The following is a 24,451-nucleotide window of genomic DNA, read 5'->3' on the forward strand; positions in this document are numbered from 1 at the left end:
CGATTGGATGAGCTCAACGATAGCTTTGGAGAGATAAATGCCTAAGACACACGTTCGCTGGGCTATCGCAGGTCTTGGTAATATTGCTCAGCGTTTTGTCAAAGATTTACTCAAACACGTTCCTAATGCTCGATTGGAGGCAGTGGCTGCTCGCCAGTTATCACGAGCGAAGCAATTTGCACAAACCTACCAAAGTCCCAAATATTACGGCTCATACCAGCAACTTGCGCAAGACCCAGATGTCGATGCGGTCTATATCGCCAGTATTCATCCCCAGCATCGGGCGATGGCTGAGCTGTTTTTAAACCATGGTAAGCATGTTTTAGTTGAGAAGCCTGCGTTTACCACTGTTGCCGATTGGGACGAAATGTGCGCTTTGGCAAGCAGTAAAAAGCGAATATTAGCCGAAGCGATGAAATCGGTGACATTCCCGGCTTATCGACAATTTAAAGAGTTTATAAAGCGTAATCATATTAAGATTGACTCCATCGAAGCCAGCTTTGGTAATGCCAATCCATTAGATGTTCAAAGCCGGATATTTGATCCACATTTGTGTGGCGGAGCAACGCTGGATGTAGGCGTTTATCCTTTATGGTTATATGCTGATTTGTGCGCTCTGGTGGCAGAAGCGGTTCCTAATCCTATTGTCACTCATACTCAATGTAATGCTGATGCGCGAGTCGATGAGACGGTTGAATACAATTTTTCCGGTTCTATTCGGGGATTGCTTGGCGCATCTATCAGCACTGACATGCCGCGCCAAGCCATTATTAAAGGACCTGATTTTTCAGCGATAATCCATGAAAAATGGTGGAATCCCAAAACGATTGATATTGTTTATCAAGCCAAGAGCCATCAAATCACAACGACTGAGCGTGGCGGTGGTTTTGAATATGAAATTGAACATATTTCATCGCTTATTTTAGCGGGTAAATGCCACTCAGAACTGTTGCCCTCAAGCACAACTGGCCGCGTAATTGAGCTGATGGAGCATTCATTAAGCGCTATAGGGTTTGAATCATTATTGCAGGCCAATTAGGCGCTACATCCAGTCATTTTGTTTAAATCGTTCTTTGGTTGGCGAACATGAGCTTTCACGCAGGTGAATAGCGGTTTCGCTGATCATTACTTTTTGCTCAATATCGATGCCATTAATGCATTTTTTTATCACTTTAAAGATAGTTTCGGCTAATTCTCGAAGTGGAATATCAGCACTACTAATACTTGGAAACAAGCTTTGGGCAAGGTCGTGGCTACCAATGCTGGCAATGGAAAGTACCTCTGGAATTTTGATTTTCCGGCGAAAGCATTCGCAAATTAACGCATTGACCATATTCATATTGCCGCATAAAACCAGCTCAGTCGTTGGCCAGCGCAGTAAGATCTCAGGCAATAATGAAGACGCCTTGGTGTAGGAGAAATCTTCGGTCAGACTCAAGGTTTTGTCTGGGTTCAACCCATAGTTAATCATGGCGCGCTGCCAGCCAATAATTTGTTGCTTACTTTTCCAATTTTCGTGGTTCTCACAGATAAAACAGATTTGTGAGTACCCTTTGTTTATGTGTTTACACGTAAGCTCATAAATCGCTTTTTGCTGAGAAATCCCAATATTGATATCGATAGGAACTGGGGTTTGCGAGAGTATTTCGATAACTGGAATATTTAGGTTTTTTAACAGCGTGACAGTTTCACCGTTATGTGGAGCCGATGATAAAATTACAAATTCTGGTTTGAGTAAGGCAAGTGTCTGTAATTTATTATATTCTTCATTAGCATTGGTAATGGAGGTATCGATGATAAAATCAATTGCGGCTGCGGCGAGTAATTTTTTAAGAGTTAAGAATAATTCACTATAGGCCAGATAATCCGAGGCATAAATCAACATAAGGCCGCTTTGGCGGACGGATTGACTATGAATCGGAATTTGATAGCCCAACTCTAAAGCGACTTTCTCGATTTGCTCACGCAGTGCGTCGGAGACCTTTTCTGGCGTGCGAAAGGCCCTTGAGACGGTCATACTGCCCACTCCTACCACTTTAGCAATATCTGCCAGAGTGACGCTTTTCTTGCGATTCACTTTTTTATCTTCCACAAGTCATCTCATCTCTTGAGTGAATATGATATGTATATCACATATCTGATATAAACTAGCCAATCTATGTTATAGATAACATAAACCTTTTCATTTAAGTGATTTTAATCACAATAAATGTGTCGATTGCCGCTAATAATGTTAAAAAGACGTTATTAAGGGCACCCTATGCTGACCTCTATTTTACCTAAATCAAGAATTGTTTTAATTGATTCCGTGACTGACTGGCAAGACGCTGTCAACATATCTTTACAGCCGTTGTTGGATGATGGCTGTATTAATGAATCCTACAAGCAAGCTATTTTTAAAATGCATCACGAAATTGGACCTTATTATGTGCTTGGGCCAAAAATAGCATTATTACATGCACGCCCTGAAGATGGCGTTAATCAATTATCGCTGGCAATGACCATTGTCAGAGATGGTGTTTGTTTTGGCTCAGAAGATAATGACCCCGTTTATTTAATTGTCACATTAGCTGCGACAGATAAAAATTCGCATATCGATATTATTGCTAGTGTCTCAGAACTTTTTCTAAACGAAGAAGATATAAGTAAGTTAATTAAATGCAAAGACGTGAATGAAGTTTATTCAATTATAAAAAAATACTGAAAGAGAGAACCGTCATGAAAATTACAGTTGTTTGTGGAAATGGATTAGGTAGCAGTTTGATGATGGAAATGATGATTAAAAAAATATTGGATGCTGAGAACATTCAATATGAAATTGATCACGTTGATTTATCATCTGTGCATGGAACTCGTTCTGATATCTTTATTGGAACTAAAGATATTACCAGCCAGTTTTCAACTGATTCCGGATTAGTTGTTTCGCTTGATAATGCGGTGAATCAAGGGGCGATGAAGGAGAAAATCCTTGCTGCCATCGACCAACTTAATTCATAGGAGGGCAGGGTTATGGGTTCATTTTTTCACTTTATTATTTATGACATTCTGTCAGTTCCCGCAGTATTAGTTGGTTTAATTGCACTGATTGGTCTATTAGTGCAGAAAAAATCAGTCGATGAATGTATCAAGGGTTCCATTAAAACCACCATGGGGTTTTTGATCATTAGCGCTGGCGCTGGGATCGTTATTGCTTCATTGGGGGACTTTTCAAAAATCTTCCAATTTGCTTTTGGGATTCATGGCGTTGTTCCAACTAACGAAGCGATTGTTGCCATTGCGCAGAAATCTTTCGGTAAGGAAATGGCGTTAATTATGTTCTTTGGGATGATCGTCAATATTGTTATTGCGCGGTTTACTCCTTGGAAATATATTTTCCTGACCGGACATCACATCTTATATATGGCGGTGATGATTGCTGCAATTTTAACTGCTGCCGGTATGAGCGGTGTTGCTCTGATTGCTCTGGGTGCTGTCGTTTTGGGCATTATTATGGTGCTAATGCCAGCTTTGGCGCAGCCTTATATGCGGGAAATTACCGGTTCGGATGATATTGCCTTAGGGCATTTTTCAACGTTCTCATATGTTCTATCAGGTTTTATCGCTAAACGAGTTGGCAACAAATCTAAATCGACCGAAGATATTGAGGTGCCAAAATCACTGATGTTTTTACGTGATACCCCGGTTGCTATTTCGTGCACGATGGCGGTGATCTTTTTAGTATCTTGTGCTTTTGCAGGCAAAGATTTTGTGAACGGAGTTAGTGGCGGACAATACTGGATTGTATTTGCGCTCATTCAAGCGATTACCTTTGCAGCAGGGGTTTATATCATTCTACAAGGGGTTCGCATGTTGATCTCCGAGATCGTTCCTGCATTTAAAGGGATCTCCGATAAACTGGTGCCTAATTCGAAACCAGCATTGGATTGCCCAATCGTATTCCCTTATGCACCAAACGCTGTACTCATCGGTTTTATCACCAGTTTTATCGCTGGATTAGTGGGTATGTTTATCTGCTATGTTGCTCATATTACCGTTATCATTCCTGGTGTTGTGCCGCACTTCTTTATTGGCGCAACTGCAGGGGTTTTTGGTAATGCAATGGGCGGACGTCGCGGAGCGATTATCGGCTCATTTTGTGAAGGATTATTGATTACCTTCTTGCCAGTATTCTTATTACCAGTTCTTGGCAGCCTTGGTTATTCGAATACAACCTTCAGCGATTCTGACTTTGGTGTGGTTGGTATTTTGCTTGGCCATATTGTGCAAGTATTCCATTAACCCTATTTAAGACAAATAGTTAAGCCTGCCAATAATGGCAGGCTTTTTTATTGGGCTTCGTAAACCAACTATTGGTTTAATGGCCTAATAACTTATTAATCCGATGACATAAACATAAGCCTGTTGGTTATAAAAACTCTGAGTTTTTGGTTTTAAGTTGGGACTTAATAAAATTGATGAAGGACGTGATGCGAGCAGACGTTGAGGTATTTTTGTAGTAAACAGCATGGATAGGCTGCTGCATGGCTAAGGATGATGTTTTAAACAGTTCGATTAAACGACTGGCCTTGCGATCTTCGTATGTCAGAAAATCAGATAAGCAGGCAATCCCGGCGCCATTTAATGCCAAGCTTCTAATCGTTTCACCATTATCCGCTCGAAGATTGCTATTAACTTTTAAAAGCTTGTCATGTTCATCTAGTAGCGGCCAGTCTTTTAATACTTCAGGCTTACTAAATCCCAGTAATTTATGCCTTAAGAGCTCTTTAATCGTTTTCGGAGTTCCGGCTTTTTTAAGATAACTCGGACTTGCCACCACTCGGATTCGACTGTTGCCTAGAAAGGTTGCTCTTAACGTTGAGTTCTTGAGCTGACCGATACGAAAGGCTATATCTACTTTCTTACCGACAAGGTCAATATTTTCTTCATTTGAAGAGAGCTCGATTTCTACTTCAGGATAACGTTCTTGATAGCTCGCAATACATGGCGTGATGACATGGAGCAAAAAAGGTGTTGCGGCGTTGATTCTGAGAATTCCCGCAGGGGTTTGTTTTTGCTGCTGTAATTGCAACTCTGCTGACTCGACATCTTCTAGGATCTGACGCACTTTATTTAGGTAAGTAATGCCTTCGCTGGTGGCATCTAACTTGCGTGTGGTTCGATTTAATAGCGTGGTTTCAAGCTTTGTTTCTAAACGGGAAATCGTTCTGCTCACAGCTGAAGGGGTAATGGAAAGTGTTTCTGCTGCGGTGCGTATCGAGCCTGTATCGACAACCGTGATAAAGGTTTCCATTTCATCTAAAGTGGCTTTCATTGTTGATTTTAAGTCAATTTACAATTGTATATTGTTAACTTTACATCAATCACTCTGATTCGTACATTGATTCCCAATTCACGAAGCGCTTACGTTAATCGTCTAAAGGTGGGTCACCCATTTACCTGATTTAACAATCTGCATGTAGATGCATTACGTTATTTCACGGGGCATCCGTACTCCCATAAGGTGGAAATTGACGATGACTCATGATTAGACGTAGCGTAATTTTTAATTTAAGTAGGTTAATAATGTCGAACATATTAATTTTAAATGGTGCAAAGGCATTTGCTCATTCCAAAGGTCAACTGAATCAATCGTTGACAGATTGTGCTCAGGATTATTTAGAAAGCTCAAATCATGAGGTTCAGGTCACACAGATAGATAATGGTTATGACATTGAGCAAGAGATTGCCAAATGGCTGTGGGCTGATGTTGTTATCCAACAGATGCCTGGCTGGTGGATGGGGCCTCCGTGGATTGTTAAAAAATACATTGATGACATTTTTACCATCGGGCACGGGCGCTTGTACCAAAGTGATGGTCGAAGCCGAAAAGATGCTGAAAAAAAATATGGTTCTGGTGGTCTGCTGCATGGGAAGAAATACATGCTTTCAGTGACTTGGAATGCGCCAGAAGAGGCGTTTAACGACCCGTCTCAATTTTTTGGCGGTGTTGGGGTCGATGGCGTATACATAGCAACGCATAAAGCGCATCAATTTTTAGGGATGGTACCACTTGAAACATTTATGTGTAATGACGTCATTAAAAATCCACAGGTTGAACAGGATTTTGAGAGATATAAAGCGCATTTAAATAGAGTATTAAATTCACTTAAATAAGCGATTAAAGCTTCTTAAGTGTATTTAAGAATGACAGTTGCAACATGGATGTTGCACCATTTGTCTGGCACCTCTTATCACTGAATAAAAATCTGGTGAGTGAACCTTTGAGATTATTTAGTTAATCTCGATTAAATTCTGGGTTCTTTCTGATATCAGTTGTGGTGATAATGCCATTTTTCACATGAATACATTTGTGAGATGAACAAATCCAACCTTCGGACTCGTTAAAATAAGCGCGGCAATGTTCATCAGCGACTAAGAGGTCACCACTGAACCAGTCGGCAAATAGCGGTGCTGATTGCTTAATAAGAAACTTTCCTTCGACTTTAACTAAGTACAACCTACTATTGGTAATTTGCCAAGTTCCTATATATTGGCGCCAGCAACAAGTGCTCTCAACACTATGTAATTTTGTATACAGTTCATCAGTAATATTAAATTGCTTTTTATATTCAGCATCGAAGATAGCTCGAGGATCGCCTAATATTTCCTCTAAGTCATCAATTGCTTCGCAATTTGAGGGAATAATGGGCTGGCTGTAAAGTGATTGTTCACGGCCATTAATGATAATTTTCTCTGGAGTTTGAGCTGTCATAATTTATGGTTTCACCAGTTTGTCAATTCGCTGCATTAACTCATCTTTATTTCCTGCTTGAGCAAAAATAAGCTCTGATTTTAATACACCCAGTAATTCGGTTACGTCATCAAATGCGCCGAAGTTACTTGCATTGAAAACTGCTAAATTTTCCTTTTTAAGGTTAATAACTAAGTTATGGATTTTTGCAATTTTTGATGAATAAGGCGCAAAATGTTTCAAGCTGACTTCTATATCAGTTAACAACTCAATAAGTATGACTTTGTTCATTGATTGAAAATACATCAAAAATTAATTGAATCCATTCGCTAGTGCCGATTGCTCTGAGCTAACCGCCAACGACTAGCAGTTTCTAATTATATTAGCGCTTACTTATTATGGCTTTTTAGAGTGATATAACATTTCTTGTTTCTGTTGTGGGGTTATGTCTTATCCTGCATCTTGTTGGTGTTTATCATAGATCAGCGAATGCTTATGAAACTTGCGTAAAATGGCCCACTTAGTTGAGCTGTTAAGGTATATTTTGTGAGTCGTAGTCAGTTTGAGTTGCTTGCTCCAGGTGGTGATTTAGAGTCAATTAAAGCTGCAATTGTAGCCGGTGCCGATGCAATCTATTGTGGTTTAGAGCGCTTTAATGCTCGAAGCCGAGCGTCTAATCTTTCGTTAGATGAGCTAAAAGTCATCACAACGATGGCTCATCATTATGATTGTAAGATTTTTTTAACTCTTAATATCATTCTGCTGGAAAGTGAAATTCGAGCTGTGGTTCGCCTGCTCAATAAACTGGTTCATACCAATATTGACGGCATTATTATTCAAGACTTAGGGCTTGGATATATCCTAAAACATTATTTCCCAATGTTAGATGTACATGCTTCAACACAGCTTAATACTCACAATGAAGGGCAAATTGAGTTTCTTGCCAATCTTGGGGTAAGCCGAGTGAACTTATCGCGAGAGCTGGATTTAGCGCAGATTCGTGAGCTTAGCCAATACGCTAAACAACGAAAGGTACTGACTGAAGTATTTATTCATGGCTCGCATTGCATTGGTTTTTCGGGATTGTGTTACATCAGTTCCGAGCGCAATGGTGCATCAGGCAATCGAGGTCGCTGCAGTCAGCCTTGTCGTGATCCATATCAAATGACCGAAGCTGGCGCAAATTTTCCACTTAATCTTAAAGATATCAGCGTATTTGATAAGTTTGCCGAGCTTGCTAAAGCGGGCGTTTATTCGCTTAAAGTTGAAGGGCGAATGAAGCAGTCTCACTATGTTTATACGGTGGTGCAAAAGTGGCGAGAGCAGATTGATAGTTTTGAAGCAAATGAGCCCTTAAACCACGATTTAACGCCTTTATATCAGGTGTTTAATCGCGACTTTTCAGCAGGCTATCTAGATGGCGAAATATCGAGGCAGATGTATATTGATGATCCGCGAAATCACGCGCCTGTGCATTTTGCCAAGCAAGCTGATGCCATAACTTTAGATGAAAAGCAGCTCATTAAACGCCAAGTTTATGATGAGAATACCCAGATTATTCAGACTATGAAAATGCGTATTCAAGAACTTGAACAGCGTCAATATGAGAGTGAACCTAGTCGATATAAAACCGCCGATATTCGAGTGCCCGTTATCAAACGAGATTATACAAAAGAGATAGCATCACCGAAGCTTAATATATTAATTTCAAAGCCTGAAGAAATTGAGACTTATGCTGATATTGATGCAGCTTTGTATTATCAGCTACCAAGCGCATTGCAATCTAGCGTCGAGGCGCTCATTGAGCTATTTACTTCGCATGTTTGGCTTATTCCATGGTTTCCTGCGGTATTAATGGCGCAAGATTATAGTGCGGCCAAACGTTTTTTAACTAAAGTGCATCCAGCTCTAATTGTCAGTGACAACGCCGGGGTTGGCATGTTAGCCAAGACATTAGGCATTGATTGGATAGCAGGGCCACAACTTAATTTGAGCAACGCCTATGCGCTGATTTGTCTCAAGCAGGAATATGGTTGCTGTGGCGGATTTATTTCTGGTGAAATATCAGCGCGGCAGATGAAAACAATTGCCGCGCCCAATGAGTTCCGATTGTGCTTTCATCTGTTTCATCCATTGAATTTACTGACTTCTCGGCAGTGTTTATTTCAGCAAACTGTCGGTTGTCGTAAAAAGCAGGTTACACGAAGTTGTCTGCCTCGGTGTGAAAAACACGCTGAAATTATAAACTTGAATACTCAGGCGTATATCATTGATAAACAATTAGGTGAGCACAACAGCCTTTATCATCCGTATCATTATCTGAATTTAGAGCTGTTTGATGAGGTTGAAAATCTCTATTCGGACCTATTTATTGACTTAAGAGCAATTCAGACGCAAACCCAGTTTGGCGTAGATAAGCACGAAATTGCTCGCCAGTTCGTGGCGTTTTGCGAAAAAAGTACCCGCGATAGTGCTCGAGGCGCTCTAGCAAAAGAGATTGAGCCAACGACTCATCAGCAGTTTACCAATGGTTTGTAAATCAGCCTTTGATTTATTGCCTTTGTCCCCAATTACGTTGGGTTTGGGGATGAACTCAGATAAGTTCTAATAAACTCTCCGCAGGTTTTAACCAGCTGCGATGGTTTGGCTGAAGCATAGCTTAAATGCACGCCAATTTGCGGCAGTTTTGGTAACTGAGTTGTCAAAATATGCAGATCATCGGGAATCGCTGATTGCGTCATTACACTAATGGCTTGTCCTGAACGAGTCATTGCTAATAGTGCGGCAAAACTATTGCTGGCAAAGGCGATTCGATAGTTGATTTGGTGTTTTTCTATCACCTCGCGAGCAGCGCGATGTTCCAATGTATTGGGGGCCGATAATGCCAGCGGCAATAGTTCTCGCTTTAAAGGCGATGGCGTTGGATGGTTGGCAACCCAGACAAACTGTTCGGTTTTAATTAATGTTGTCGAATCGCTACCGTCAGGCAGTGAAATAAGAGCAAGATCCACTCTGTTTTGGCGGAGCAAACCACGCAACTCAGTTGTCGGTGCTGACACAATTTCAACCTCGACCTGCGGGTTTTTAAGATTAAATTCTCTAAGTAGCTTTGGAAAATAAGCGCTGAGGTATTCTTCTGGGCACCCAATACTAACCAGCCCATGCAGGCCATTGCCAGTAATATCGCTAAGCGCTCGGTCATGCTGCTCTAAAATATTTAGCGCATGAACTAGTAAGCGCTCACCGGCTGCGGTTAGTTCTACGCCATAGCGTTCTCGATGAATGAGGCTTTGCCCAACAACATCTTCTAATCGCTTAATCTGCATGCTCAGTGCTGACTGGGTTCGACCAATCACATTCGCCGCGGTTTTAATGGAGTGGTTACGCGCAACAGCAACAAAACTACGCAGTAGTGGTATATCGAGTGATAGCATAGATATCAAATTTATTGAATTTAGAATCACAAGTTATTAATTATACTTTATGAGAAGCGCTGTGTAATCTCATTATTATCCGTTGGTAATTGAGGGAATAATGATGAAAGTGGATGACCAAGAGTTGTGGTCCAGCGCTGAAAACCATGTGATGCGTTATGGGCCAAAATTTGAACACTGTCTGATTGACCATGCTCAAGGCAGCTATGTTTATGATAGTGACGATAATCCCATTCTGGATTTTACATCTGGGCAGATGAGTGCTGTTTTTGGTCACTCCCATCCTAAAATTGTGGCAACGATTCGTAATCAGATTGGACAGTTAGATCATACCTTTAGTGGATTTCTATCTCGTCCAGTGATTGAGTTGTCTCGGCGCTTAGGCTCTTTTGTGCCAGGGCTTGAAAAAGTCTTGTTATTATCAACGGGCGGTGAATCTAACGAAGCTGCGATTCGTATTGCCAAATGTGTTACGGGCAAACACGAAATCGTCGCATTTTCTAAAAGCTGGCACGGGATGACGGGCGCTGCATCATCAGCTACTTATTGTTCCGCGCGCAGAGGATGTGGTCCTGCCAATGTCGGCTCTTTTGCTATCCCTGTGCCTAATACCTATCGACCCACGTTTACCCACAGTGATGGCACGTTAGATTGGCAACGTGAGTTGGATTACGCCTTTGAGCTAATTGATAGCCAATCAACCGGAAGCCTAGCCGCATTTATTGCCGAGCCGATTTTGTCATCCGGTGGTGTCATTGAATTGCCATTGGGGTATTTAAAAGCGTTAAAGAAAAAATGCCAAGAGCGCGAGATGTTATTAATTCTCGATGAAGCGCAAACCGGCATGGGGCGCACTGGCGACCTATTCGCTTTTCAGCGTGATGGCATAGTGCCGGATATTTTAACCTTGTCTAAAACACTAGGCGCAGGGTTGCCATTAGCCGCTGTGTTAACCAGCAAAGAAATAGAGCAAAAAGCTTATGAGCAGGGGTTTATCTTTTTAACCACGCATGTTTCGGATCCGCTGCCAGCGGCTGTTGGCGTGAGTGTTTTAGATATCCTTGAAGAAGAATCTCTCATTGAGAATGCAAAAATTGCTGGGGCTCATCTTAAACAAGGGCTTGAAGCATTAAAGGAAAAATTTGCTTGTATTGGTGATGTTCGTGGGCGAGGGTTATTGCTGGGGTTAGAAATCGTGACCGATAAGCAAACTAAACAGCCAGCGATAGAGTTAGGCGATAAAATTGCTTATGAGGCACTGATTCGTGGCCTAAGCATGAATGTGGTGAGAGTTCCTAAAATGGGCTCTGTCTTTCGAATCGGGCCACCGCTTACCGTAAGTGAGCAGGAAATTGATAAGGCGCTGCAAATTATCGACCAAGCGATTAGTGCCGCAATAGCTTAAAATCGTTTTCATTTGGCAAGCTAAAGCAGCACAAAGGTGCTGCTTTAGCGGTTTTATTGACCGGTTTGGCCAATGCGATCGGTTTCTAAAATCGCTTCGATAAATTTTTCTTTGCTCGGTGTGCCAGGTGCGGACTGCCACTCGATAACAGACTCTGCAACGTTGGCGACAGTTGCTAAGTCATCTCTGCTTAAGCCAATTTCAGCCATGGTGGTTGGTAGTCCAAGTGCTTTATTAAAGGCTAAAATGCGATCAAATTCGGCATCGTTTTGGTCATATTTCAACAGACATAAAACCCCAAAAGCGACGATTTCACCGTGCAGGTGAGACTCGCAAGCAGGAATCAATGAACAGCCATAATAAACGCAGTGTGCCAGTGAGCTATTGTAGTAATACTGATCTTGCTCAGGGATTTGTGAACTGATGTGGACCGCGCAGTTTGAGACAATCCCGGTAAGCATCACAATATCTAAAACAACCTCTTCAAGCTCTGCTGAAACCCGATTATTACGGCAGTCTTCCAATGCTTTTTGGCCATGTTTAAGTAGTGGATCAGTGCAGGTTTTAGCAATCCCTAAACCTAATAGTGGCAGATGAGAAAGTTTTTTCTCTCTGCAGCAATATTCGACTTCATACTCTTTGCTCAGCGCATCACCAATGCCAGCCCAAAACATTTGAGCAGGAGATTCGGCAATTATTTGCGTATTAATAAAGGTGTGCAGCGGTGGATGATCTTCGTAGAAATACTCTTTAAACGAGCCATCACTGTTATACATGACGCTTAGTGATGTACAAGCGGCGCAGTTGGATGCCAAGGTTGGAAAGGTAAAAACAGGTTTATTGATTAATGAACCTAATGTTTTTACAGTATCACAAGCGCGTCCGCCACCGACGGCAAAGAGCATCTGTGCTTGTTGCACTTGTGGATGATTTTTAAGCCGTTCGACATTTTCATCGGTAGCATCCCCGCCATACCAGAGAAAATCTAACAGCGTTAGACTACTTTGTTGAATGCCGGCTTCAAGCGCTGCTTTGGCCTTACTCATGGCTGTTTTACCGCCAATGACCACCGCTTTGGTGCCATAAACTGCAGTCATGGCCCCAACTTTGGTGTAGGCATCTTCACCTACCGTGTAGTTGGGAAGATAAATGGTTTGGTTTGACATTGTGTTCTCCTTGCTACTTTTTTATTGTTATTGATGTGGCTTAGCTTGATTGATCTGATGCTTAGTCTCGTTTTAGCGCAATACAGCTTTGGTGAATAGCTTGCAGAGAAAATGAGATCAGCAGAATTATTCTAGGAAAATGACCATAGAATTTGTCCATGAGCTAGAAATATGGCCAGAGCTGTCATATTGCAGCAGTTAGGGCAAAGGTGTGATTGATTTTCCTAAATTGAGAGAAAACCGTATAACAATCGCTGCTAGCTGACAAATTTTTTTATGGCACTTTTTGTGTTAGCTCAGACACGCAGGCACTGAATTTGTTATGTTGGCTGTATTCAATCAGCATAATTGCGTAATTTCACGCTATTGAATAACGTAACATTGCGTCAAGTATAAAAATATCCTTAGGTTTTGGTAGAAATGATGGAACAGGCATTAAAGCAATATTTTGGTTTCGAAAGCCTTCGACATGGTCAGCATGAGGTGATTAGCAATATTTTAAACGGCCAATCAGCTGCTGCGATATTTCCTACCGGCTCGGGCAAATCGCTCTGTTATCAATTGAGCGCGGTGTTGTTGCCAAATCTAACGTTGGTTATTTCACCGCTTCTAGCATTAATTAATGATCAACTTGAATTCTTACATGAAAAGGGGATAGCGGCGGCGAGCATTGATTCCACACAAAGTCGTGAACAAACACAAAAAGTGATGCAGCAAGCTCGTAGTGGTGAGCTGAAGATATTAATGATATCGGTTGAGCGACTTAAAAATGAGCGGTTTCGTGAATTTATCTCACAAATTCCAATCTCTTTGCTGGTGGTTGATGAGGCCCATTGTATCAGTGAATGGGGGCATAATTTTCGCCCCGATTATCTCAAATTGCCACATTATAAAGCTGAGCTGAATATCCCTCAGGTTTTGCTGCTAACAGCAACCGCAACTCAAGCGGTGATTGAGGATATGTGCCATAAGTTCGCAATTGCAAAAACCGCGGTCACCATCACGGGTTTTTATCGTGCTAATTTACACTTAAGTGTTATGCCCTGCGCTGAAACGCAAAAAGAGTTTGCATTAGCAACGCTGATTCAACAGGCGCCCAGCGCGCCGACCATTGTCTATGTGACATTGCAAAAAACGGCCGAGTTAGTGGCTGAGATGTTAGCCGCTAACGGTATTTCGGCGGTGGCTTATCATGCTGGATTAAAAAGTGATGTGCGCTTACATATTCAACAGCAATTTATGCAAGGCGATGCAACTTGCATTGTAGCCACTATCGCTTTTGGAATGGGCATTGATAAAGCGGATATTCGCCGAGTGATCCACTATGATTTGCCCAAATCGATGGAAAATTACTCGCAAGAGATTGGCCGAGCGGGGCGTGATGGTAATCCTGCACAATGTATTACGCTGGCAAATACCGAACATCTCAATGTGCTCGAAAATTTTGTTTATGGCGATACGCCCGATAAGTCAGCGATTGCACAAGTGATTGATGAAATTTACCGTTGTGCTGATGAGTGGGAGGTCGTATTAAACCATTTGTCTCAAGCAAGCCATATTCGCCAACTGCCTCTTAAAACGTTATTGGTTTATCTTGAACTTAAAGGGGTTATTGCCTCTAGTTACAGTTATTTTGCATCCTATCGATTTAAGTTAATTGAAAGCATTGATGCTATTGTCGATAAGTTTAAAGGCGAGAGAAGGGCCTTTGTGCAAGCTATTTTAACCAGTGCGACCCAAGCTAGAACTTGGTATAGCCTCGATTTTGAGTCTCTTTTTCAACACTATCATAGTTCTCGAGCACGAGTCGTTGCAGCGCTTGATTATTTTCACGAGAATGGCTGGATTGAACTTCAGACAACGCAAAGTACAGATGTTTATAAGCTCATCAATCGACAAATTCCACGTGAAGCTTTAATTGATGAGCTATTCCTGTTGTTTGAGCAAAAAGAGCAAAGCGAAATTAATCGTATCCATAAGATGGTGGCTTTTTTGCAAAGCTCGCAATGTTTAAGTTTTCAACTGGCTCATTATTTCTCTGATGAAAATGCGCCCAAGCACTGTGGCCATTGCAGTGTGTGTAAAGGGCGAGTTGCAAAATTGCAGACACCTCATTTACCTGCTGTTACTCCTGAGCAAATCCGCGCTTGGTTACAGCCATTTTTGTCAGCGTGTTCTGATAAAGCAACCATCGGCGCACAAACTCGGTATTTGTGTGGAATTACGAATCCGCTAAATAGCCAGATCAAAGCAAACAGAATGGCAGGGTTTGCTCAATTGCAGCGTTATCCGTTCAAATGGGTAAAAAGTCAGGTCGAGGGTTTGTCTGTGGGGTTATAAGTAAGGATATAACGGAAAATTCTGATTAAGTGAATACGAAGAACATCGTTACTCGCGACCTAAAAAGTGCAGTTGTATAAGCACTAATTAAGTCGCGTTGCCATCATTGTTAATTGTTATCGCCCATTTTGGCAATTTTTTCATCAATTTTTTTGCTGAGTTTATCTTTTTGAGCATTGGCTGCATTTAATGCAGCTTTGCCTGACTGACTTAGGTTCTCTTTCATTTCAAGAGAATCTTTTTTTAACTCACTGGCAAGTTTTGAACCTTGTTCTAGTTTTTCATTCGCTAGATTTTTTGCTTTGTTTAGATCTTGTTCAACTTTATCGGAAAGGGATTTTGCTTTATTTTTTAATTTATCAAACATTTTTATTACTCAGATATATTTGTACTACTCGTAAGCGATAGATAGCGACCTACCGCTATTAACCTTTGTGTCATTATATGAGCGGTCAATAAAAATTGCTAATTATTTTATCATTAATGCTGTGATTGATTATTAAATAAGCTATTCCACTTAGAATGTATGACAATAACTGCAGCTATTCTATTTTTGTAGTTTATCAAGAAGCCTTTGGATATCAGCTTTTCGCCCTGCATCGGCGATCGCTCGATTCGATGAAATGTCTAATTTAAGAGCTTTGTTTAAATAAGTAATTGCTTCTTTCTTGTTGCCTCGAGTGGCTAAAAAATCAGCATAAAAATAGAGTGTTGTTAAGTTTTCTGGGTGAATAGCGATAGCTTTTTTTAGATATTTTTCAGCTTTATCATTGTCTCCAAAACTAATTGGCCAACCTGGTGCGCGATAATAAAGGGCTCCTAAAATGACATAGGCTGCACTATGCAAGGTACTGGGATCTTTGTTTATGACCTCTTGTAGGATGTCTTTTGCTTCTCGAATCAATTTTAAGGGGCTTGGCGCGTCATCGACGCCAGCCAGAGAGGCTAAATTAATGGCAAGTAACGTTTTAAGTGTTAGGTCATCTTGATGCTGAGTTTGTAATTGCTTTATTTGGCGGATTAGATGCTCGTAACATTTAATCTGAGCGGTATTTGAAGAAATTTGATATTGGCAGATAGCCCATTGGCGCTCAAACGTCTCGCTCTGATATGTAGCGCAAAAACTAGAAAAACTCATAAGCAGCATGAGAGTTAAGAAAAGTGTTTGCTTCATGTCAGCATGTCCTATTCCAGACTGATTTTGGTCAGTATGCAATGATTATGGACAATCAATGATGACATTTAGATGAACAATATTGGGTATTGAATTTAGATATATTCATCGAATGATAGAACATTTCAGTCTGTAAAAATATTTTTTATTTTGTAAGCTACATGTGTATTTAAATGCAAAATGCAACTTTTTGTATTTAAATTGGGACTAAATATTAGTTTTGGTTTTATCCATTTATAAAAAAATTTTTTTATGTGACTTAGATCGACATTTTATTAACTGAAATTATTCTCTTGATATTGTCAATTTCATAACGAATATGTATATAAAAAATATTAACATATTTATATTTTTTATAATATTTCCATATATAAAATTGTCATAAAAAATTAATAAACCATATATTTTATGTGGTTATATATATTGTTTTAGATAATTAGTTTTAATTCTTTTTTATAAAAAAGAATTAATTTCAAACTTATTAATACTTGCCAAATGTTAAATAATAACGAATATGTCTATATAAATTATATCTATATAAATAATTTTTATATTGATAATTGTTATAAATTTCTTGATTTTTATTATATGGTGTTGTTCTTACTGAAGATTATTTATATATTTCATTATTTTTGAAATAAATTGATTTATTGATAATAATTTTTTTCAAATATAGTATGAGGAATGACATCTCATATTTGATATCGTCATTTTTATATATCTCTATTTGGTATTTTACTTATCAGTTGTCAATATGATGGTCTACCAAGTCTAAATATAGAATATTAGTAATATTTAATATAAGGTATTTTTAATGGATGATTTCGAACAATTGCAGCAGGTTGGAAAAACTCCGATTAGTGCAACTAGTACAGTTGGCACTGATGCTCGATATGAGCCTGAATATGATGCCTTACAAGCAGAAATTGACAAAATGGCTAATGCTGCTGGTGGCAACATTAGTTGGGATAATGTAGTTTCATTAGCTCATATAATTCTTTCTCAGAAATCTAAAGATCTAAAAGTTGCGTGTTATTTAGGTGTGGCTCTAGTCCACTTGTATGGTATGAAAGGACTACTAGTATCTTGTATTATTATTACTGATATGGTCGAGCAATATTGGGATGGTTTATTCCCACCAGTTAAGAGATTGAGAGCAAGATTTAACTCTCTTAGTTGGTGGTTAGATATAGTTGAAAAATATTTAACAAGTTATAATAATGGACCAATAGAGCCTTCTTTAGCTTTGCAATTAAAAGAGCAAGTTTGCAAATTTGACAACATTTTAAGTGCAATTTCTGAAAATACTATTTCACTTCATCATTTGATTGAACTAACTGAAAGTATCTCTCCTGTAGAAGATGCTGAATCTGTCGAAATAGCACAGAAAGTTGACACTAGTGAATTATCTAAAACTGGGAATGATGCGTCTAAAGAAAATGACACATTGATTGTTTCTAACACTGATGAAACTCCTAAAAGTATAGATTCACTTGATGAATGTCGAAATGAGTTAAAACAACAGCTCAGTGCTCTTGAGCATATTGATGATTATTTTTTAAAGACTGATCCAACTAATGCTATTGGATGTCGATTAAGACGTATTGTTGCATGGATGCCTCTTGTTAGTTCCCCTCCAGCGGAAAATAACAAAACAATGATTGCTCCTCCTGAGGTTGAAGAAAAGGCTGGTATTATAAAGTTATATCAAAATAAAGATTATTTGGGAGTGATTCGAGCTGTCGAGTCACGAGTTAATCAATTTGTTTTTTGGCTAGATCTTAGTCGTATGGCATATGATGCCTTAGAGGGAATAGGAACGATTGCAACTGAAGCAAAATTAAGTATAAAAATGGAAACTTCAATATTAGTTAATCGGATGCCTTCCATTGTTCAAATGCTATTTTCTGATGGAACACCATTTGCTGATGATGCAACTAAATCTTGGATAAGAGGTTTTGATAAACCTAAGTCATCTTCAGTCCCTATTGTAAATACTTCTAACTCAATCATTCAAAAATCGTTGTCGAAATTTTCTCAAATAGTTTCTGAAGGGAAAAAAATTGAGGCTATAAAATTTATCCAATCTACGATAAATGAAACTTGTTCTGGGAAAGATAAATTTCAATTACGTCTATCGCTTATTCAACTTCTTGTCTCAATGGGAAAAAATAATTTGGCATTGTTTCATGTTGAAAAGATACAAGATGTTATTGAAAAACTGAAGTTGGAGCTTTGGGATCCAGAATTAGCATTAAGTGGATATAAAGTTATTCACGAAGTATTTATTTCAGAAGGTAGTGATAAATCGCTAGAGGCTGCTGAAAATACCTTACTACAAATAAGCAGTATAGATGCAGCGGCAGCATTAATGATCAATCAATAAGTAATTCTATTTAAATGCACAATAAAAATTAGGAGACTGAGATGGCAAAAGAGGGAACGATAGCCCCAAAAGAAAGGGTCAATATAGTTTATAAACCAGAAACTGGTGGTGCCCAAGAAGAAGTCGAATTGCCTTTAAAGCTTCTGGTGATGAGTGATTTTACACAAAAAGCAGATGAGCGAATGGTTGAAGATAGAACGCCTATTAATATTGATAAAGATAATTTTGATGAAGTTCTTGGAGCTCAAAATTTAGAACTAAATTTCAATGTTTCTAATCACTTAGTTGATGAAGAAGATGCCCAACTAGCTGTTAACTTAAAGCTAAAAAGTTTGAAGGATTTTGATCCAGATAGAATTGTTGAACAAGTCCCTGAATTGAAAAAGCTTATGGAACTTCGAGAAGCATTAAAGGCTCTTAGAAGTCCTTTATCAAATGTTCCTGAATTTAGACGTAAAGTACAGGAATTAGTTCAGGATCAAGGCGTTCGGGCTAAGCTGCTCAAAGAACTTGGAATTGAAGAAGGAGAGTAGGCATGGCTGATGAACGACTAGCTTCGCAAAAACAAGAAGCAACAGAAACTGCTAGTGAAAGTTCTCTACTTGATGACATTGTAGAGGCCACAAAACTTAAACCTAGTGATGAGGCGTATTCTGTTACTAAAGCTGGTTTGCAGGCTTTTTTGGAAAATATAGTTAAGCCAGGTATGGAAACTTCAAAGGTTTCTGGTGGCTTAGTTGATGACATGATAGCTCAGATTGACGATAAGTTATCTATTCAAATGGATTCGATTATTCATGATTCTAATTTTAAAAAGTTGGAATCAACTTGGCGGTCATTGAGATTTTTAGTGGATAGAACCGATTTTAGAGAAAACATTCGTATTGAAATGATGAATGTGTCTAAAGATGATCTTCTCGACGATTTTGAAGATGCTCCAGAGGTCACTAAATCAGGTTTGTATAAGCAAGCTTACACTGCGGAATATGGGCAGTTTGGTGGCAAGCCTTTTGGTGCCATGATTGCTAATTATGATTTTAATCCGGGTCCTCAAGATATTAAGCTCCTGCAATATGTTGGTTCCGTTGCTACTATGTCACATGCTCCATTTATTGCAGCTGCGGGTCCAGAGTTCTTTGGTCTTGAGAAGTGGAGTGAGCTGCCTAATTTAAAAGATCTGCAATCTATTTTTGAAATGCCTCAATATGCGAAATGGAACTCTTTTAGAGAATCTGAAGATTCTAGAAATGTAGGTTTAACGCTTCCCAAGTTTTTATTGCGTTTACCATATGGCGAAGACACGTTGCCTATAAAAAACTTCAATTATAAAGAGACCGTTTCTGATGGTGATGAAGATTTTTGTTGGGGTAATACAGCATTTGCATTTGCTTCGAAACTAACAGATTCGTTTGCTAAATATCGTTGGTGTGCCAATATTATCGGCCCTCAAGGCGGTGGTGCAGTTGATGATCTCCCTTTATATCAATATGAAGCTATGGGAGCAATGCAGACAAAAATATCGACTCAAGTTTTAGTCAGTGAACGTCGAGAATTTGAATTATCTGAAGCAGGATTTATTGGATTAACAATGCGCAAAGGAAGCGATAATGCTGCTTTCTTCTCTGCTAATTCTGTTCAGAAAGCTAAAACTTTTCCAAATACTAAAGAAGGAAAAGAAGCACAGTTAAATTATAAATTATCTACCCAATTGCCATATATGATGATTATGGATCGGTTAGCTCATTATATTAAGGTAATTCAACGTGAAAATATTGGAACTTGGAAGGAACGTGCAGACTTAGAGCGAGAGCTTAATACTTGGATTTCTCAGTATGTTACGGAAATGGATAACCCTGCTCCAGGTGTTCGTAGTCGTCGACCATTACGCATGGCTAGTATAGATGTTCATGATGTTGAAGGCGATCCTGGTTGGTATCAAGTCGTGTTGAAAGCTCGTCCTCATTTTAAATATATGGGGTCAGCGTTCACCCTTTCATTAGTCGGTAAACTTGATAAAGAGTAGTTAGTCATTCACTCGGAGTGATAAAGGTTTTACTTAACTTTATTGCATGTTAAATAACAATATCAATAAAAGGGGTAATTACAATGCCATTAACTTCTTATTTAAAAGTAACAGGTAAAAGTCAAGGTGATATAAAAGGAGACTGTAACCAGGGTGGTGAGAAAAAAGAAAGAATTCTTGTTTATGCTGTTGATCATTCGGTTGAAATTCCAAAAGATGTTCATACTGGATTGCCAACTGGACAGCGTATTCATAATCCTTTAACTATTACCAAGCATATAGATAAATCTAGTCCTAAATTACAACAGGCTTGTTGTAAAGGCGAACAGTTAACAGTTGAACTTGATTATTATCATATTACACCTACGGGTGAAGAATCTAAATATTATACTGTGAAGCTTGAAGAAGCCATCATTGTCCGTTCTCATCATTATAAACCATTAACATTTGATGAATCTAATAAACCATTTAAAGATATGGAAGAGATTAGTTTCACATATTCTAAAATAACGTGGACATTTGCTCACGGGAATATTGAATACGCAGATTCTTGGCAAGAACAATAGTTTTTAATAAACAGAGAATCCATTGATTGCCTGTATACTCATGGAGTTTATTGTGATCAGACAGCGATTATTAGAGCGTTTACGTTTTAATGAAGAACATCCCGATAATCGAGTTGCAGGTGATTCAGGCCTCGTTGTGAACTCAGTTCTTAATTATCTGAGAATGGTTTTGAATACAAAACAGGGAAATGCCGAAATAGCACCTGATTTCGGTGTGCCAGATTTTGGTGACATGGTTGGTTCGGAAGGGTTGGAAGCTGTTCGCGATATTGAGATCGCGATGACTGAAGTAATTACAAAATATGAACCTCGGTTGCAGAATGTTCATGTTGAGTATATTCCCGATGAGACAAATATTTTGGCGTTACAGTTTAAGTTACGAGCGGAGCTTATGCTGGAAAAAAGTGCATTTCCCGTTATTTTTGAGACATTACTTGACCCTGATGGGAAAATTTCTGTTTTAGAGAATTAGTCATATATGATCGATATTTACTATCAAAGAGCATTAACGCATTTACGGGAGCTGGCATCAGAGTTTGCACAGTCTCATCCTGCTTTAGGGTCAATGCTATCCGGTCCGGGAACAGATCCTGATGTGGAGCGTTTGCTTGAAGGAACAGCGTTTTTATCTGGTTTAATCGATCAAAAACTTGAAGATGAGTTTCCTGAGGTAGTTCATGGCCTTATGCAACTTATTTTTCCCCATTATTTGCGGCCCATTCCTTCTTCAACAATTATTAAATTTACCCCTAAATTAAGTCTGTTGGAGCACTTTAAAATACCAGCAGGAACTCAGATTAACTCTATTCCTATCGAAGATACGCCGTGTACTTTTACTACAACATATGATGTCGATTTATACCCACTTGTCATTTCTGCTGTGACATATACGCAACATGTAGGTAATACCGCAACATTAAAAATTGATATGCAATTAAAGGGTATCCAGCTTAAAGATTGGGATATTTCGTCGCTAAGATTTCATTTAGTTGGTTCAGTTGGGCAAGCAGCGGATAGATATCATATTCTAATGAAAAAGACCCGTTCAGTTGCCGTTGCAAGTGAGTCGGGAATTGTCACTATGCTTGGCTCGGATTGTATACGAGAGGTGGGGTATGCAGATGATGAGAGTTTATTGCCATATCCATCTCAATCGCTACCTGGCTATCGAATTTTACAGGAATATTTTATTCTCCCAGAAAAATTTCTTTTTTTTGATATCACAGGTTTAGAGCGTTGGACTCAAAGAGGCACTAGTGATAATTTTTCATTTATTTTTGAATTTGATGAACTTTCATCGACATCTTTAAAATTTTCAGAAAAAGATATTTGTCTTTTTGCTGCACCTGCAATTAATTTATTTGCACATGAAGCAGATCCCATAATACTTAACCATAAAAAACCAGAATATCGAATTATTCCCTCAAATAAGAATAGTGATAATTTTCAAGTTTATTCTGTTGATAAAGTAGTGGGGTTTGCGCAAGGTTCTGTGGATGGCCGAGAGTATATGCCATTTCACATGTTTAACCTGCAGGTAACCAATAGTCCGATTTATAATGTTCATTATCGAAGATCGTCAATACATAACCTTGTCGATATCTTTTTGTCGATAGCCTATTCTTCGACTAATGAGAACATTAAAAGAGAAACGCTTTCGATAGCGCTTACTTGTTCTAATTCTAATCTACCTACGAAATTACGATATGGCGATATTTGCAAAGCAACTGCGACATCGCCAGAGCTAGCAACTTTCGAAAACATTCGCCAACCTACGGCACCTGTGCAACCTCCTTTAGGTAGAGACGTACTTTGGCGATTACTTTCTCATTTATATATTAACTATTTATCACTTGCTGATATCGATAGCCTCAGGGCAATGGCTAAGCTTTATATTTTTTCTGATACGCCAGATAAGAGTTCGGTAGTGGCTAATTCAAAGCGTGTTGATGCCATAACAGATATTAATATCTCGGAGAAAGATCGCATAGTTAGAGGCCTTTTAATGCGCGGAAGAGAAATCAATCTAGCGGTAAACCGTGATGGATTTGCAAGTGAAGGCGATCTTTTTTTGTTTTGTTCAGTTCTTAACAGGCTCTTTGCCGGGTATTCGTCAATAAATAGTTTTACCCAGTTAAAGGTTGAAGAAGTTGTGAGTAAGGAGACATACATTTGGAAAGCAATGATCGGCGATCGTCCTCTGATGTAGTAGATGATTTATTGAATAATCCCAAGAGTTATTCATTTTATCAGGCTATACGATTGTTACGTTTACATACACACAATATGACAGGTGAGGCTTTAGAGTCTTTTTACCATGATCAGTTGCGTGTACGCCCTCAGCTTTCTTTAGGTTTTCCAGCAACAGACTTAACGGATCTTTTTACTAAAGAACAGGGCAATAAAAATGTTCAATTTTTAATTGAAGCTACTTTTATGGGACTGTATGGCGCATCTTCCCCTTTACCAACGATATATACAGAAGAGCTGCTTAGTGAGTTTTCTGAAGATCGGTCCGTTACTCGTGATTTTATCGATATTGTAAATAACGATTACTACATTCAATTTTTTAAAGTATGGAGCCGCTCTCGGCTCATGATTAAAACTGTTGAAGAGCGTGATGAGCGTTGGGGCGAATGGCTAAATTGTTTATTAGGTTATGGTAACAGCTCAACTAGAGAGAGCTTTCCTCAAGAGTGTCGGCAATTACGTCATATTGGTCTACTCACCCAATATCCACGTAGTGCGTTAGGTTTGCAGACTTATTTAAGAGACTTTTTAGGTATTTCAACAGTTTTTATTAACCAATGTGTTCTTAGTATCGAAAAAATTCCTAGTGAACAGCGCTTTTGTTTAGGCGTCCAAGCGAATTGTATTGGCGAGCAGTCTTGGTTGGGAGAAGAGTTACAAGGGCGAATGAGCAAAATAGAAATTGTGATTTCAGAACTTCGTTCTGAGCAATTTTTAAATTTGCTACCCGGAGAAAAATTGGCAAAGGAAATAGATAACATTGTTAAAAGTTATCTATTGGAACCTATTCAATATGACCTGTGTTTAAGACTTAAAGCTGATGTGGCTTCTGTCGCTGAGCTTGGAGCCAATCAATGGTCATCTTTAGGAAAAGACACTTGGAGCTTTTCGTTTGATCATCTCAAAGATGCCGGAGTTGTATTTCAAAACGGTCGAAATTAGAGCCAATAGGTAAATGAGCAAACATATATAAGGAG

23 protein-coding genes are annotated in these 24,451 nt (G+C 39.2%); 15 read left to right on the plus strand and 8 right to left on the minus strand.

The genetic code is table 11. The features are described from left to right. Positions 1-37 precede the first annotated feature (37 nt). On the plus strand, positions 38-1,039 hold the full coding sequence (locus ABTQ23_RS15805) for a Gfo/Idh/MocA family protein (protein ID WP_408616710.1): 1,002 nt from the start codon (positions 38-40) through the stop codon (positions 1,037-1,039). A 3-nt stretch (positions 1,040-1,042) separates the two neighbouring features. On the opposite strand, the gene ABTQ23_RS15810 is transcribed toward ABTQ23_RS15805, so the two are convergent. Then, positions 1,043-2,092 carry a LacI family DNA-binding transcriptional regulator gene (locus ABTQ23_RS15810; protein ID WP_408616711.1) on the minus strand — a complete coding sequence of 350 codons (1,050 nt, stop codon included), beginning with the start codon at positions 2,090-2,092 and terminating at the stop codon, positions 1,043-1,045. Between the two features lie 168 nt (positions 2,093-2,260). Between ABTQ23_RS15810 and ABTQ23_RS15815 the strand changes: the two genes are divergently transcribed. From ABTQ23_RS15815 to ulaA, 3 genes are read left to right on the plus strand one after another with little or no spacing between them, the layout of a single operon-like run. After that, complete coding sequence (locus ABTQ23_RS15815; RefSeq protein WP_408616712.1) at positions 2,261-2,704, plus strand: PTS sugar transporter subunit IIA; 444 nt, start codon at positions 2,261-2,263, stop codon at positions 2,702-2,704. A gap of 14 nt (positions 2,705-2,718) precedes the next feature. After that, a complete protein-coding gene (locus tag ABTQ23_RS15820) occupies positions 2,719-2,997 on the plus strand; it encodes a PTS sugar transporter subunit IIB (RefSeq protein ID WP_408616713.1) in 279 nt (92 codons plus the stop codon). A gap of 12 nt (positions 2,998-3,009) precedes the next feature. Beyond that, complete coding sequence (ulaA, locus tag ABTQ23_RS15825; protein WP_408616714.1) at positions 3,010-4,278, plus strand: PTS ascorbate transporter subunit IIC; 1,269 nt, start codon at positions 3,010-3,012, stop codon at positions 4,276-4,278. A 127-nt stretch (positions 4,279-4,405) separates the two neighbouring features. On the opposite strand, the gene ABTQ23_RS15830 is transcribed toward ulaA, so the two are convergent. Further along, complete coding sequence (locus ABTQ23_RS15830; protein ID WP_408616715.1) at positions 4,406-5,311, minus strand: LysR substrate-binding domain-containing protein; 906 nt, start codon at positions 5,309-5,311, stop codon at positions 4,406-4,408. A 251-nt stretch (positions 5,312-5,562) separates the two neighbouring features. Here ABTQ23_RS15830 and ABTQ23_RS15835 point away from each other — a divergent pair, with 251 nt between their 5' ends. Next, entirely contained in the window at positions 5,563-6,153 is a 591-nt protein-coding gene (locus ABTQ23_RS15835) for an NAD(P)H-dependent oxidoreductase (RefSeq protein WP_408616716.1), read from the plus strand. A 121-nt stretch (positions 6,154-6,274) separates the two neighbouring features. On the opposite strand, the gene ABTQ23_RS15840 is transcribed toward ABTQ23_RS15835, so the two are convergent. Continuing rightward, a complete protein-coding gene (locus ABTQ23_RS15840) occupies positions 6,275-6,751 on the minus strand; it encodes a hypothetical protein (protein ID WP_408616717.1) in 477 nt (158 codons plus the stop codon). A 3-nt stretch (positions 6,752-6,754) separates the two neighbouring features. Beyond that, positions 6,755-7,021, minus strand: a complete 267-nt coding sequence (locus ABTQ23_RS15845) for a hypothetical protein (protein ID WP_408616718.1) — start codon at positions 7,019-7,021, stop codon at positions 6,755-6,757. Positions 7,022-7,276: 255 nt separating this feature from the next. Here ABTQ23_RS15845 and ABTQ23_RS15850 point away from each other — a divergent pair, with 255 nt between their 5' ends. Next, positions 7,277-9,268 carry a peptidase U32 family protein gene (locus tag ABTQ23_RS15850; protein WP_408616719.1) on the plus strand — a complete coding sequence of 664 codons (1,992 nt, stop codon included), beginning with the start codon at positions 7,277-7,279 and terminating at the stop codon, positions 9,266-9,268. A gap of 32 nt (positions 9,269-9,300) precedes the next feature. Here the strand turns inward: ABTQ23_RS15850 and ABTQ23_RS15855 are convergent, their stop codons facing one another. Continuing rightward, positions 9,301-10,164 (minus strand): LysR substrate-binding domain-containing protein, encoded by an 864-nt coding sequence (locus tag ABTQ23_RS15855; protein WP_408616720.1) that lies wholly within the window; start codon positions 10,162-10,164, stop codon positions 9,301-9,303. 100 nt (positions 10,165-10,264) lie between these two features. Between ABTQ23_RS15855 and ABTQ23_RS15860 the strand changes: the two genes are divergently transcribed. Beyond that, positions 10,265-11,569: an aspartate aminotransferase family protein gene (locus tag ABTQ23_RS15860; RefSeq protein WP_408616721.1), complete on the plus strand. Its 1,305-nt coding sequence runs from the start codon at positions 10,265-10,267 to the stop codon at positions 11,567-11,569. 53 nt (positions 11,570-11,622) lie between these two features. Here ABTQ23_RS15860 and ABTQ23_RS15865 read toward each other — a convergent pair whose 3' ends face one another. Beyond that, positions 11,623-12,735 (minus strand): iron-containing alcohol dehydrogenase family protein, encoded by a 1,113-nt coding sequence (locus ABTQ23_RS15865; protein WP_408616722.1) that lies wholly within the window; start codon positions 12,733-12,735, stop codon positions 11,623-11,625. A gap of 420 nt (positions 12,736-13,155) precedes the next feature. Here ABTQ23_RS15865 and ABTQ23_RS15870 point away from each other — a divergent pair, with 420 nt between their 5' ends. Next, positions 13,156-15,075 carry a RecQ family ATP-dependent DNA helicase gene (locus tag ABTQ23_RS15870; protein WP_408616723.1) on the plus strand — a complete coding sequence of 640 codons (1,920 nt, stop codon included), beginning with the start codon at positions 13,156-13,158 and terminating at the stop codon, positions 15,073-15,075. 109 nt (positions 15,076-15,184) lie between these two features. Here the strand turns inward: ABTQ23_RS15870 and ABTQ23_RS15875 are convergent, their stop codons facing one another. Then, positions 15,185-15,442, minus strand: a complete 258-nt coding sequence (locus ABTQ23_RS15875; protein ID WP_408616724.1) for a hypothetical protein — start codon at positions 15,440-15,442, stop codon at positions 15,185-15,187. Positions 15,443-15,622: 180 nt separating this feature from the next. Next, a complete protein-coding gene (locus ABTQ23_RS15880; protein ID WP_408616725.1) occupies positions 15,623-16,249 on the minus strand; it encodes a tetratricopeptide repeat protein in 627 nt (208 codons plus the stop codon). An 814-nt stretch (positions 16,250-17,063) separates the two neighbouring features. Here ABTQ23_RS15880 and tssA point away from each other — a divergent pair. The 7 genes from tssA (at position 17,064) to tssG (ending at position 24,416) form a co-directional block, all read left to right on the plus strand. Further along, positions 17,064-18,635 carry a type VI secretion system protein TssA gene (gene tssA / locus ABTQ23_RS15885; protein ID WP_408616726.1) on the plus strand — a complete coding sequence of 524 codons (1,572 nt, stop codon included), beginning with the start codon at positions 17,064-17,066 and terminating at the stop codon, positions 18,633-18,635. A gap of 41 nt (positions 18,636-18,676) precedes the next feature. Next, a complete protein-coding gene (gene tssB, locus ABTQ23_RS15890) occupies positions 18,677-19,168 on the plus strand; it encodes a type VI secretion system contractile sheath small subunit (RefSeq protein WP_408616727.1) in 492 nt (163 codons plus the stop codon). Between the two features lie 2 nt (positions 19,169-19,170). Beyond that, positions 19,171-20,658, plus strand: a complete 1,488-nt coding sequence (gene tssC / locus ABTQ23_RS15895; protein ID WP_408616728.1) for a type VI secretion system contractile sheath large subunit — start codon at positions 19,171-19,173, stop codon at positions 20,656-20,658. An 83-nt stretch (positions 20,659-20,741) separates the two neighbouring features. Beyond that, on the plus strand, positions 20,742-21,224 hold the full coding sequence (gene tssD, locus ABTQ23_RS15900; protein ID WP_408616729.1) for a type VI secretion system tube protein TssD: 483 nt from the start codon (positions 20,742-20,744) through the stop codon (positions 21,222-21,224). Between the two features lie 52 nt (positions 21,225-21,276). Next, a complete protein-coding gene (tssE, locus tag ABTQ23_RS15905; protein ID WP_408616730.1) occupies positions 21,277-21,696 on the plus strand; it encodes a type VI secretion system baseplate subunit TssE in 420 nt (139 codons plus the stop codon). Positions 21,697-21,702: 6 nt separating this feature from the next. Then, the gene (gene tssF, locus ABTQ23_RS15910; RefSeq protein WP_408616731.1) at positions 21,703-23,433 is read left to right on the plus strand and encodes a type VI secretion system baseplate subunit TssF; all 1,731 of its coding nucleotides are present in this window, start codon (positions 21,703-21,705) and stop codon (positions 23,431-23,433) included. Beyond that, positions 23,397-24,416: a type VI secretion system baseplate subunit TssG gene (gene tssG / locus ABTQ23_RS15915; protein ID WP_408616732.1), complete on the plus strand. Its 1,020-nt coding sequence runs from the start codon at positions 23,397-23,399 to the stop codon at positions 24,414-24,416. Before tssF ends, tssG begins: the two co-directional genes overlap by 37 nt. The last annotated feature ends 35 nt before the right edge of the window (positions 24,417-24,451 follow it).

The sequence above is a fragment of the Celerinatantimonas sediminis genome, assembly GCF_046054195.1.
Lineage (GTDB): Bacteria > Pseudomonadota > Gammaproteobacteria > Enterobacterales > Celerinatantimonadaceae > Celerinatantimonas.